The sequence below is a fragment of the Nonomuraea sp. NPDC049646 genome (assembly GCF_044465525.1).
Classification (GTDB): Bacteria; Actinomycetota; Actinomycetes; order Streptosporangiales; family Streptosporangiaceae; genus Nonomuraea.
On sequence record NZ_JBITLU010000022.1, the window covers coordinates 168,453 to 180,789 of the forward strand.

Sequence of the window (12,337 nt, forward strand, 5' to 3'; positions counted from 1 at the left end):
GCGCACCAGGGCCACGCACTAGAGTCACCCGCCATGACACCTTGGGAGATGGCCGCGGTCTTCGCGGCGGGCATCGGGGCGGGGGGCATCAACGCCGTCGTCGGCTCCGGGTCGCTGATCACGTTCCCGACGCTGCTGGCCGTCGGTCTGCCGCCGGTCACCGCCAACGTCTCGAACAACATCGGCCTGGTGCCCGGCGGCGTGACCGGCGTCCTCGGCTACCGCGCCGAGCTCCAGGGTCAGCGCGGCCGCCTGCTCCGGCTGGCCTCGGCCTCCGCGCTGGGCTCGCTGATCGGCGGGCTGCTGCTGCTCAACCTGCCGGAGCGCACGTTCACGGCGGTCGTGACGGTGCTGATCGGGTTGTCGTGCGTGCTGGTCCTGGCCCAGCCCAGGATCAGCCGGCTGCTGGCCAGCCGTCCGCGGCACGTGCACGGCGGACCCTGGCTGTGGCTGGGCGTGCTGGCCGCCGGGGCGTACGGCGGCTACTTCGGCGCGGCGCAGGGCGTGCTGCTCATCGGGCTGCTCGGCATCTTCCTCGACGAGGAGCTGCAGCGCGTCAACGCCGCCAAGAACGTGTTGTCGCTCGTGGTCAACGCCACGGCCGCCGTCCTGTACACGCTGGTGGCCGACGTCGACTGGTGGGCCGTGCTGCTGGTGGCGCTGGGCTCGACGGTCGGCGGGTTCCTGGGGGCGCGGGTGGGACGCAGGCTGCCCGCGCCGGTGTTGCGCGGCGCGGTCGTCTGCATCGGGGTGGTGGCGATCGTCAAGCTGCTGACCTCCTAGCCGGTCACCGGCTCGTCCCAGTCGAGGTGGTGGCGCTGCTCGGGGCCGAGGGCGCGTTCGGGGGCGAGGAACGTCCGGGTGGCCAGCGGCATCATCAGCCGCATCATCGTGACGGCGAAGGGCCCGAGGGTCTTGCTGCTGTTCGTCCGGGAGGCGCGGGCGGCGACCCGCTCGACGCGGTCGCGGCGCAGTCGTACGTAGGCGTCGAACGCGGCGGGCACGGCGGGCAGGTCGCGCAGGCAGCGGGCGAGCTGGACGGCGCTCTCGGCGGCCAGCGAGGCGCCCTGGCCCGAGCTGGGCGAGGGGGCGTGCACCGAGTCGCCCACCAGCACCATCCTGCCGCGGTGCCAGTGCGGGACGCTCGGCATGATCTCCACCGTGCCGAGCGCCGCCAGGTTCCCGGGGGACGTGTGCCGCACCAGCTCCTGCCCCGGCTCCTCGCCCGCGAAGAGCTCGCGCAGGCGGCGCAGCCACTCCCCGGCCGGCACCCGGCGCGCCTGCGCGGACGTCGTCGGCTCGGCGTGCGGCACGTTGCAGAACCAGGCCGTGCGCCCGTCGGGCTGCACCCAGTAGCCGAGGAACGCCCGCCGCCCGAACACGAAGTAGGCCGCCTGCCTCCCGGCCGGCACGGCGACGTCGGCCAGGCCGCCGAAGTTCAGCAGGGGCACGTGGCGCGGCCCCGGCGCGGCCGGGTCGATCAGGGACCGGACCACGGAACGGATGCCGTCGGCCCCCACCAGGATGTCGGCGCTCGCGCTGCCGCCGTCGGCGAATCGCGCGGTCACGCCGCCGGGGTGCTCCTCGACGCCGACCAGGCGCCGGCCGTACTCCGTGCGGATGCCGGCGGCCTGGGCCCGGTCGCGGACCGCGCCGTAGAGCTGCGAGCGCCACATCGCCTGGCTGGGCGGCAGGTCGGGCAGGCCGGCCAGCTCGCCCACGCGCCTGCCCGCGCCGTCGCGGACGACCGTGTGCGCCACCGCCTGGCCGACCGCCCGGACGGCCTCCTCCGCGCCGACGGCCCGCAGCGCCGCGAGCCCGTTCGGGGCGATCGTGAGGGTGCCGCCGACGCCCTCCGCGCCGCGGTCGTACGCCTCGTACAGGGTCGCCTCGATCCCCGCGCGGCGCAGCGCCATCGCGGTGACGGGGCCGGCGATGCCCCCGCCGATCACCAGTGCCGTGTTCACTGCTGTCATTGCCGACTCCCGAACATCTCGTGCCAGGTCCTGGCGTAGTCAGGTGCGCCGAGGGACTCGATGAGGCGGCCGACGAAGGCCAGCTCGGCGTCGAGCACCGCGAGGCGGTAGTCGTCCTCCACGAGGAACACCCAGGCCAGGCCGCCCGCGCGGGCGGCGTCGGCGGTCCGGGCGAGCTCGGCCCGCTGGGCGGTCATCGCCGCCGCGCGCCGCTCCAGCAGCCCGACGGCCTCGGCCGGGTCGAGCACGCTGATCAGCGACAACGCGACGCCGAAGTGCGGATAGTCCTCCTGCGGCGTCGAGACCAGCTCGCGCAGCCAGTCGTAGAGCTCCTCGCGGCCCTCGCCGGTGAGCTCGTAGAGCGTGCGCTCGGGCCGCTCGGTGTCGCGGACGGTCTCCCGCTCGGCGATGAACCCCGCCTTGGCGAGCTGCTTGACGACCATGTAGAGCGAGCCGCGGTTGTACCTGAAGCTCTTGTCCTTGTCGGTCTCCTGCAGGCGGCGGCCCAGCTCGTACGGGTGCATGGGCTCGACCAGCAGGAACGCCAGCACCGCCAGCGCGAGCGGGTTGGCCACCTTGCGGCGCTTCTCCATCGGAGTCTCCTTAGTTGATGTCAACTATCCATAATCGGCTAGTTGATGTCAACTATAGAGAGGTCAGCCCGCCATCCCCACCAGGAACGCCGCCGGGACCAGCGCGAGCGTGAGGACGAGCGCCCACCAGCGGGGCGCGGGGCCCGTCCGGAGCACCGCGACGCCCATGGGCGCCAGCGCGACGGCGAGCCCGGCCAGCCCGGCCAGCGAGACCGGGTCGCTGCTGCCCTTGAGCACGCCGAGCGGCAGCCCGGCGGCCAGCGCCAGCGCCACGCACCTGGCCACGCCGGCCGGCCCGGCCCCGAAGGCCCGGGCGCGGAAGGCGCCGGCGGCCAGCACGACCCAGCCGCCCATGATGCAGACGTTGACCGCCTTGAACACGTGGAAGGCCCCGTACGTGCCGGCGACGACCCGTTCGGCCGCCTCCGGGCCGAGCGCGTCCACGAGCTGGAACGCCAGATGGCTCACCCCGGCGTGGAACACCCTGCCGAACAGCCCCAGCACCGCCAGCGTCACGCCCCACCTGGCCAGAACCGGATGGGTGGCGGCGATCACCCGGCCGAGCGCGGTCACGGCCGGCCACAGCAGCACGGCGCCCGCGGCGTACAGGCTGTAGGACAGGGCCATGCGGCCCGGGTCGGCGGCGTAGGCGGCGAGCTGGCCGGGGAAGAAGTCGTCGGCGCCGAGGCGGACGAGGACTCCGGCCATCAGCAGCGCCGGTCCGAGCACCAGCCCGGCCCCCTCCACCCAGCGTCCGGGGATCGTCATGCGTGTGATCGTCATGCCCGCCATTCAAGTGACGGACGCGTCCGGGCACATTGGCGCGGACGCGAGGGCCCGCACTCCACCTGGCACTACCAGGGCATGAAAGTTTCAGCCGTTCCCGCAGGTCAGCGGGGTTGACCGGGGTGCCCGCATTGACGGGCCCGAACGCGGCGGCCGAGCATGACGCCGCGTTCCCCCTCGCGGAAAGGGCACCCCCCATGCAGACCTCGAAGGCGGCACTGACCGCCCTGGCCACGGTGGTGGCCGGAGCGGCTGTCGCCGTCGCGCTGACCACCAGCCCGGCGGGCGCGGCGACCGGAACAGGGACCGGCTACCTGCACACCAGCGGCAACAAGATCCTCGACAGCACCGGGGCGACCGTCCGGCTGACCGGGATCAACTGGTTCGGCATGGAGACCGACAACAAGACCTTCCACGGCCTGTGGTCGAGCAACCCCTGGAAGAGCCAGATCGACAAGATGGCCTCGCTGGGCTACAACACGCTGCGGGTGCCGTACTCCAACGACGCGCTCAAGCCGGGGGCCACCGCCACCGGGATCAACGACTACGTCAACCCCGACCTGGTCGGCCTGTCCCCCATGCAGATCCTCGACAAGGTCGTGGACTACGCGGGCGTCAAGGGCATGCGGATCATCCTCGACCGCCACCGCCCGACCTCGGCCGGCCAGTCGCCGCTCTGGTACGTCAGCGCCACGCCCGAGAGCACCTGGATCAACGACTGGAAGACGCTGGCCCAGCACTACGCGAACAACCCCACGGTCATCGGCGCCGACCTGCACAACGAGCCGCACGCCGAGGGCACCAACCCCAACGCGACCGGCGCCTGCTGGGGCTGCGGCGACCAGGCCCGCGACTGGCGCCTGGCGGCCGAGCGGGCGGGCAACGCGGTCCTGGGCGTGAACCCCAACTGGCTGATCTTCGTCGAGGGCGTGAGCTGCCCGAGCGGCGGCCTGTCGAACGTCTGGGACAACGATCCCAGCAACGACGAGGACTGCGGCTGGTGGGGCGGCAACCTGTCGAAGGCCGGCCAGTACCCGGTACGGCTGAACGTCGCGAACCGCCTGGTCTACTCACCGCACGAGTACGCCACCTCGGTCTACCACCAGACCTGGTTCGACGCCCCCGACTACCCCGCCAACATGCCCGCCATCTGGGACAAGTACTGGGGATACCTCTACCGGCAGAACATCGCGCCGATCATGATGGGCGAGTTCGGCACCACGCTGGCCTCGAACGTCGACAAGGTCTGGCTCCAGGAGCTCATGAAGTACACCGGCACCGGGGTGAACGGCATGTCGTTCACGTACTGGTCGTGGAACCCGAACTCGGGCGACACCGGCGGCATCGCCAATGACGACTGGACCACGATCAACCAGGCCAAGCAGGACATCCTGCAGCCGTACCTGATCCCGCCGGCCGGGGGCGGGGGCAACCCCACGACGTCGCCGACGGCGAACCCGCCGGGGCAGTGCACGGTCGGCTACCAGCAGACCAACGCCTGGCAGGGCGGCTTCCAGGGCGAGGTGACGGTGAAGAACACCGGGACGTCCCCGATCAACGCCTGGACCGCGACCTGGACGCTGCCCTCGGGCGTCACCCTGAACAACGCCTGGAACGCGGTGGTGACGGTCTCGGGCACCACGTGGACCGCCAAGGGGCCCGACTGGGCGCGGAACCTGGCGCCGGGCGCGTCGGTGGTGATCGGCTTCACCGCCAACGGCCCCGCCGCCACCCCCGGGAACACCACCTGCTCCTGACTCCATCTCCCGCTTCCCGCCCGCGTTCCCCTGCCGGGGCCGCGGGCGGTCAGCTGAACGGGCGGGACATCTCGTCGAGCATCTCGGCCATGACCTCCCGCAACGAGCGCGACTGGCGCTCCTCGACCCACAGGTGCGACCCCAGCCGCAACGCCGTGAGGAACCCGGCCGCCATTACCTGCGGCCGCACCGGGCTGTCCCGCTCGGAGATCGCCTGGGCGAGGTCGCGCTCCAGCGCCGCGTGGTTGGCGAGCTGCCGGGCCAGCAGCGACGGGTGCCGCTTGGCCAGGCGGGCGCGCACGGCCCACTCCCGCGCCGGCTCGCCCACCTCCTCGAACACGTCGTCGATCGCGCCGCAGAGCGCCTGCCAGGCGGTACGGCCGGCCGGCTGGGCGCCCACCTTCTCGACCAGGTCGCGGATGCGCTGCTCCTCGCCGTAGAGGACGGCGTCCTCCTTGCCGGCGAAGTAGTTGGAGAACGTGCGGCGCGAGATGTTGGCGGCGTCGGCGATGGTCTCGACCGTGACGGCGTCGAGGCCGTGCTCCCCGACCAGCCGCATGGCCGCCTCGTGCACGGCCTGCCGCGTCTCGGCCTTCTTGCGCTCGCGCAGCCCGCCGGTGCTGTCCATGATGCGCCAAGCCTACCGGCCGGGAATATATGCTCAGCGAGCAAACTTTCCCATTGGGCATTGTTTTACGTAGGAGGAGGTCGCGCATGAGCGCACCGACCGTCCCGGCCGCGCCGCCGGGTCAGATGAGCCATCGGCAGATCATGGAGGCCCTGAGCGGGCTGCTGCTCGTCCTGTTCGTGGCGATGATCAGCGGCACGATCGTGTCGGTCGCGCTGCCGCAGATCATCGGCGCGCTGAACGGCACGCAGTCGCAGTACACCTGGGTGATCACCGCCTCGTTGCTGGCGTCCACGGCCTCCACCCCGATCTGGGGCAAGCTGGCCGACCTGTTCAGCAAGAAGCTGCTGTTGCAGATCTCTATCGTGATCTTCATGGTCAGCTCGGTGGCCTGCGGCTTCGCCCAGGACACCGGCCAGCTCATCGCCTTCCGCGCCCTCCAGGGCCTCGGCATGGGCGCGTTGCAGGTCCTGGTCCAGGTGATCATCGCGGCGATGATCAGCCCCAAGGACCGGGGCAAGTACAACGGCTACCTCGGCGGCGTCATGGCCGTCGCGACCGTGGCCGGGCCGCTGCTCGGCGGCCTGATCGCGGACACCTCCTGGCTCGGCTGGCGCTGGTGCTTCTTCGTGGCGGCGCCGTTCACCGTGGTCGCCTTCCTCCTGCTGCAGAAGACCCTGCGGGTGACCCACGTGCGCCGCGAGGGCGTCAAGGTCGACTACGTCGGCGCCACGCTGATCGCGGCCGGCGTGAGCGTGCTGCTCATCTGGGTGACCTTCGTCGGCAACTCCTTCGACTGGCTGTCCTGGCAGACCGCCGCGATGGTGCTCGGCGGCGTCGCCCTCCTGGCGGTCGCGACCTGGGTGGAGACCGTGGTCAAGGAGCCGGTCGTGCCGCTGCACGTCATCCGCCGCCGTACGCCGGCGCTGGCCATCCTGGCGAGCCTCGCGGTGGGCATGGCGATGTTCGGCGGCTCGGTCTTCCTCGGCCAGTACTTCCAGATCGGCCGCGGCTACAGCCCGACCGAGGCGGGGCTGCTGACGATCCCGATGATGCTCGGCGTGCTGCTGTCCTCGGCGATCTCCGGGCGCATGGTGTCGAGGAGCGGGAACGTCAAGCCGTACATCGTGACCGGGGCGATCGTGCTGACCGCCGGGTTCCTGGTGCTGTCCACGATGGACCACCAGACCTCGCTGGTGCTCATCGCCGGCGCGATGGTGCTGGTCGGCGCGGGCGTCGGCATGTCGATGCAGAACCTCGTCCTCGCGATCCAGAACACCGTGCCGCTGCGCGAGCTGGGCGCGGCCAGCGGGGCCGTGACGTTCTTCCGCTCGCTGGGCGGCACGGTGGGCGTGTCGGTGCTCGGCGCGGTGCTGGCCAACCAGGTCGCGACCGGCATCGCCAAAGGGCTGGCCAAGGTGGGCATCGACCCGGCCAAGGCGGCCGCGGGCGGCAAGAGCACGCTCAACATCGCGGCGCTGCCGGAGCCGTTCAAGGGCATCGTCAGGGCCGCGTACGGCGACGCCACCGGGCACATCTTCCTGATCTCGGCGGGCATCGCCGTGATCGGCGTGATCGCCACCCTGTTCCTCAAGCCGACCAAGCTCCGCGACAGCGTGGACCTGGCCGAACCCGCCCCGGCGGGAGACGGCAGGACCCCCGTCGCCTCCTGAGGCGCCGCCCAGGGCACGGCATTTGACCGGAAAACAGAGGGTTGACCCGCGCTGACCCGTGATGGATAACAGTATTCCGACAGGGGGAGTAAACCTGCACTGTTACGGAGACCCCGATGACAAGCCTGGCTTCTCCTGGGTTGATCGGGCGTGACGCCCAGTTACGCTCACTCGTCGACGCCATCACCGGCCCTCCGGCCGTCATCCTCGTGCAGGGCGAGGCGGGCATCGGGAAGACCCGGCTGGTCAGGGCCGCGCTCGACCTGTTGCCCGACGGCGAACGCACCGTCCTGATCGGTCATTGCCACCAGATCCGCGAGCCGTTCCCGTACGGCCCGGTGTTCGACGCGCTGCGGCACGTCGGGTGCGCGCTGCCGGAGACGGGCACGCTCAACCCGGTCACCGGGGCCCTGCGCGGCTACCTGCCGGAGCTGGCCGGGCACCTGCCGCCGGCGCCGTCGCCGCCCCCGCTGGACGACCCGCGCGCCGAGCGCCACCGCCTGTTCCGCGGGGTGCACGCGCTGCTGGCCGCCGCGGGCCCGGCGGTGCTGGTGATCGAGGACCTCCACTGGGCCGACGACGGCACCCGTGACCTGCTGCGCTTCCTCACCGACCAGCCGCCGGCGGGGCTCGCGCTGGTGGTGACGTTCCGCCGGGAGGGGCTGCCGGTGCCGGGGCTGCCGTTCGGGCGCGCGTACCGGCGTCCGCCGGGGGTGCGCAGCGAGGTGATCTCGCTGACGCCGCTGGACGTCGAGGGGGTGCGCCGCCTGACCGGGGCGCTGCTCGGCCGTTCGACGCTGACCGCCGACTTCGTCACGAAACTGCGCGACCGCACGGCGGGGGTGCCGTTCGTGATCGAGGAGGTGGTGCGCTCGTTGCTCGACGACGAGGGCCAGTTACTCGGCGGCGAGGAGGAGCCGGAGGTCCTGGAGCGCATGGCGGTGCCGCTGCTGCTGCGCGAGGCGATGGCCGAGCAGCTCACCGGGCTCTCGCCGGCCGCGCTGCACGCCGTGCACGCCGCCGCCGTGCTCGGGCTGCCCGCCGACGAGCAGCTCATCGCCGCCGTCTCCGGCCACCCCCTCGGCGACGGGCTCAGCCAGGCGCTGAAGGCCGGCGTGCTGCTCGAACAGCACGACGGCCAGTACGGCTTCCGCCACGCCCTCGCCCAGCAGGCCGTCTACGACGCGATCCCCGGCCCCGACCGGCGGCTCACCCACCAGCGGGCGGTGACCGCGCTGTCCGCCCTCGAACCGCCGCCGCTCGTCCAGCTCGCCTACCACGCCAGGCGCGCGGGCGACTTCGAGTCCTGGCAGCGGCACGGCCCGGCGGCGGCCGATCACGCCGCCGCCATCGGCGACATCCCGCTCGCCGTCGAGGTGCTGGCCGGCATGCTGGCCGACCCGAAGCTGCCGCACGACGCGCGCGGCCCGCTCGCGCTGCGGCTCAGCCGGGTGGCCGCGATCGGGCTGTCCTACCGGCGGGTGGTGCGCTCGCTGCGCCACCTGCTGGCCGAGGACTTCCTGTCCCGGCACGTACGCGGCGAGGCCAGGCTCAACCTGGGCGTGCTGCTGTCCAACCAGGCGGGCGTGGTCGCCGCCGGCCGTCAGGAGATCCTGCTCGCCCTGCCCGACCTGCACGACCGGCCGAGCCTGGCCGCGCGCGGGCTGGCGCTGCTGGCGATGCCGGCCTGGGGCGACGAGCCGCTGGCCGTCCACGAGGAGTGGATGAACCGGGCGGAGAAGCTGCTGGCCACGGTCGAGGACCAGGATCCCGAGCTGACCGCCGCCGTGCACGCCAACAAGATCAGCCTGGCCATGATGCTGGGCTCGCCGGACGCCTTCGACCTGGCCGCGACGCTGCCCGCCAACGACCCGTCGGCGGCCGTGCGCAGGCAGGTGGCGCGCGGCTACGCCAACCTGTTCGACTCGGCCATCGCGCTCGGCCACTACGCGGCGGCCGAGCGCTTCGCCGACCAGAGCAGGCGCATCGCCGAGGAGACGGGCGCGCAGTACCCGGTGTTCCTGGTGGAGATGTCCTCGATCCGGCTCGCCCTGCTCACCGGCCGCTGGGAGGGCCTGCGGGAACGGGCCGTCGCGGCGGTCGAGATGACGGCCGAGGCGCCGCTGCTGGCCGTGGACGCCCGGCTCGCGCTGGGCATGCTGGCCCTGGCCAGGGGCGAGTGGGAGGAGGCCGCCGAGCACCTGGTGGCGGCGGGGGTCAACGACGTGGAGTCGGGGTTCCTGCCGGTCGCCGCCGTGGCCTCGGGCGGCCTGATCGAGCTGCACCTGACCCGCGACTGCCCGCACGAGGCGCTGGCCGAGGCCGAGCGGGCGGTGGCCAGGCTGCGCCGCAAGGGCATGTGGGTGTGGGGCGACCAGCTCGTGCTCCCGGCCGTGACAGCGCTGCTGAGGGCCGGACGGGCGGAGGAGGCCGAGGAGCTGGTGGCCGAGTTCGCGGCGGGCATCGAGGGCCGCGACGCGCCCTCCGCGCACGCCGGCCTCGACGCGGCGGCCGGCGCGCTGGCCCTGGACCGGGGCGCGTACGAGGAGGCGGCCAGGTGCTTCGCCAGGGCGCGGGCCGCGTACGAGGCGATGCCGAGGCCCTACAGCGTGGCCAGGACGGCCGAGTCCGAGGCGGCGGCCCGGCTGGCGACGGGCGACCGGGCACGGGCCGCCGACCTGATCGCCGACGCCTGCGAGCGGTACGCCGGCCTGGGCGCGACCCACGACGCCGCCCGCTGCCGCCACCTGATGCGCGAGATCGGGCCGGGCAGCGCGCCGCGCCGGGGCAGGAAGGGCCGCAGCGGGGTGTTGTCGCCGCGGGAGGCCGAGGTGGCCAGGCTGGTCGCGCTGGGCCGGACGAACAGGGAGATCGCCGAGGTGCTGTTCCTGTCCCGGCGGACGGTGGACACGCACGTCGCGCGGGTGCTGCAGAAGCTCGGCGTGCGCACCCGCAACGACGTGAAGGAGCCCCGGCCGGATGACCGGCCGGGGCTCGTCAACCCTGATTCCGATGGTTAGACCGTGATGCTCCAGGAGTCCAGGAAGCCGGTGTCACCGGCGTAGACGTCCTCGATGTCGAGCGTCCAGGTGCCGGCGGCCTGCTGGCTGACCGGGATCGAGAAGGTCCTGGTGCCGTACTGCGTGCAGGTGGTGCCGCCGTAGGCGTCGACCACGTACCAGGTGCCGCTCGGGCCGCGGAGCCAGATGTCGAGGTCCTCGGCGCAGGTGTGGCTGATCGTGATGGACACCTTGACCGGGGAGGCCGCGGTGCCCGTCGCGGTGGACGTGATCGAGCTCTGGGTGTTGGAGTAGTCCCTGATCTGGTAGTCGGTGTCGTTGGTGAACGTCCGGCCGCCCGAGGTGCCCTGGACGGTCAGCGCGTACGACGTGGTGTGCGTCGTCGTCTCGCCGGTGCCGGTCACGGTGATCGTGTAGCTGCCCGCCGGGGTGGTGGGCGAGGTCGCGATCGACAGGCTGGACGAGCCGCCCGACGTGATGCTGGCCGGGTTGAACGAGGCCGTGGCGCCGGTCGGCAGGCCGCTCGCGGACAGGTTCACCGTCTGGGCGGTCCCGTTCGTGGTGGTCGAGCCGATCGTCGTGGTGGCGGTGGCGCCGGCCTGCACCGTGCCCGAGCCGGGGTTGGCGGTGAGCGAGAAGTCACGCGGCTGGGTGGTGCCGCCGACCGCCTGCTTCCAGACCGCGTACGCCGCGGCGTCCGCCGCCCGGTCGAGGACGGTGTCGTTGATGTTGGAGGTGGTGTCGCAGGAGGAGTGGTAGCAGGAGTCGTAGGCCCGGTTGGCCGTGCCGCCCCACTTGGTGGCCTGCGCCGAGGTCTTGGTGGCGCTCGCGCCCGCCGCCACGCCCGAGCTGGCGATGCCGGCGTTGCGGAAGGAGGCGTCGTCGGACCGGTTGGCGCCCTCGGTGTTCTCCTCAGGCTGGAGGTTCAGCTTGTCGTAGAACTCCTTCAGGTACGACGCGCCGGTGGTGGTGATGTTGTTGATGAAGTAGCCGCCGTTGGGCGAGCCGACCATGTCGTAGTTGTAGTAGACCTTGATCTTGGACCGGTCGGTCGAGCTGAGCGAGGCGACGTAGGCCTCGGAGCCGTTCAGGCCCTGCTCCTCGTCGGTCCACCAGCCGAACCGCACGTGCTTGGTGAGCGTGGGGTTCTTCTGGGCCAGGGTCAGCGCGACCTCCAGGAGGGTGGCCGAGCCGGAGCCGTTGTCGTTGATGCCCGGTCCCGCGGACACGCTGTCCAGGTGGGCGCCGGACATGATGACCTGGTTGGCGTCGCCGCCGGGCCAGTCGGCGATCAGGTTGGGGCCGGCGCCGCTGGTGCAGTAGGAGACGCTGCAGGCCTGGCGGGTCACGGTGTACCCGGCCGCCTGGAGCTTCTGCTCGACGTAGGAGACCGACTGCAGGTAGCCCTGGCCGGTGGACCTGCGGTTGCCGCCGTTCGCGGTGGCGATGCTCTGGAACTGCGCCAGGTGCGTCTTGACGTTGGCGACGCTGACGTCAGGCGGGTCCTGGCCGCCGGGGCCGCCGCCGCCGACCGTCAGGGTGTACGTCGCGGTGTGCGTGGTCGAGCCGGTGCCGGTCACGGTCACCTGGTAGGTGCCCTGGGCCGTGGAGGCGCCGACGGACAGGGTCAGCGTGGAGGAGTTGCCGGAGGTCACCGAGGCCGGGTTGAAGCTGGCGGTGGTGCCGCTGGGCAGGCCGGAGGCGGTCAGGTTGACGGTCTGGGCGCTGCCCGAGGTCGTCTGGGTGTTGACCGTGGTGGTGACGGTGGCGCCGGGCTGGGCGCTGCCGGAGGACGGGTTGAGCGACAGCGAGAAGTCCGGGCCGGCGGTGCCGCAGGCGGGCTCGCCGGAGGCGGCGGCGACGCTGACGGCGCTCCAGGCGGCCTTGGTGCTGTTGCACTCGGC

9 protein-coding genes are annotated in these 12,337 nt (G+C 72.5%); 4 read left to right on the forward strand and 5 right to left on the reverse strand.

What is annotated here, in order from left to right; genetic code table 11:
- The first annotated feature begins 33 nt into the window (after positions 1–33).
- Complete coding sequence (locus ACIBQ8_RS44545; protein ID WP_397195161.1) at positions 34–783, forward strand: sulfite exporter TauE/SafE family protein; 750 nt, start codon at positions 34–36, stop codon at positions 781–783.
- Here the strand turns inward: ACIBQ8_RS44545 and ACIBQ8_RS44550 are convergent.
- From ACIBQ8_RS44550 to ACIBQ8_RS44560, 3 genes are all read right to left on the reverse strand, one after another.
- Entirely contained in the window at positions 780–1,976 is a 1,197-nt protein-coding gene (locus tag ACIBQ8_RS44550) for an FAD-dependent monooxygenase (RefSeq protein WP_397195162.1), read from the reverse strand. The genes ACIBQ8_RS44545 and ACIBQ8_RS44550 overlap by 4 nt on opposite strands.
- Complete coding sequence (locus tag ACIBQ8_RS44555) at positions 1,973–2,569, reverse strand: PadR family transcriptional regulator (RefSeq protein WP_397179145.1); 597 nt, start codon at positions 2,567–2,569, stop codon at positions 1,973–1,975. Before ACIBQ8_RS44555 ends, ACIBQ8_RS44550 begins: the two co-directional genes overlap by 4 nt.
- Before the next feature lie 63 nt (positions 2,570–2,632).
- The gene (locus tag ACIBQ8_RS44560) at positions 2,633–3,352 is read right to left on the reverse strand and encodes a hypothetical protein (RefSeq protein ID WP_397195163.1); all 720 of its coding nucleotides are present in this window, start codon (positions 3,350–3,352) and stop codon (positions 2,633–2,635) included.
- Positions 3,353–3,552: 200 nt separating this feature from the next.
- Between ACIBQ8_RS44560 and ACIBQ8_RS44565 the strand changes: the two genes are divergently transcribed.
- Positions 3,553–5,112, forward strand: coding sequence for a cellulase family glycosylhydrolase (locus tag ACIBQ8_RS44565; RefSeq protein WP_397195164.1), 1,560 nt, complete (start codon positions 3,553–3,555; stop codon positions 5,110–5,112).
- A gap of 49 nt (positions 5,113–5,161) precedes the next feature.
- On the opposite strand, the gene ACIBQ8_RS44570 is transcribed toward ACIBQ8_RS44565, so the two are convergent.
- Positions 5,162–5,740 carry a TetR/AcrR family transcriptional regulator gene (locus ACIBQ8_RS44570; RefSeq protein WP_397179142.1) on the reverse strand — a complete coding sequence of 193 codons (579 nt, stop codon included), beginning with the start codon at positions 5,738–5,740 and terminating at the stop codon, positions 5,162–5,164.
- Between the two features lie 143 nt (positions 5,741–5,883).
- Here ACIBQ8_RS44570 and ACIBQ8_RS44575 point away from each other — a divergent pair, with 143 nt between their 5' ends.
- Both ACIBQ8_RS44575 and ACIBQ8_RS44580 read left to right on the forward strand, forming a co-directional pair.
- Positions 5,884–7,413 (forward strand): MDR family MFS transporter, encoded by a 1,530-nt coding sequence (locus tag ACIBQ8_RS44575; protein WP_397195169.1) that lies wholly within the window; start codon positions 5,884–5,886, stop codon positions 7,411–7,413.
- Positions 7,414–7,529: 116 nt separating this feature from the next.
- Complete coding sequence (locus tag ACIBQ8_RS44580) at positions 7,530–10,433, forward strand: ATP-binding protein (RefSeq protein WP_397195165.1); 2,904 nt, start codon at positions 7,530–7,532, stop codon at positions 10,431–10,433.
- On the opposite strand, the gene ACIBQ8_RS44585 is transcribed toward ACIBQ8_RS44580, so the two are convergent.
- Positions 10,430–12,337: M28 family peptidase (locus ACIBQ8_RS44585; RefSeq protein ID WP_397195166.1), on the reverse strand; the 1,908-nt coding region annotated here is incomplete at its 5' end. The two genes, ACIBQ8_RS44580 and ACIBQ8_RS44585, sit on opposite strands and share 4 nt — an antisense overlap.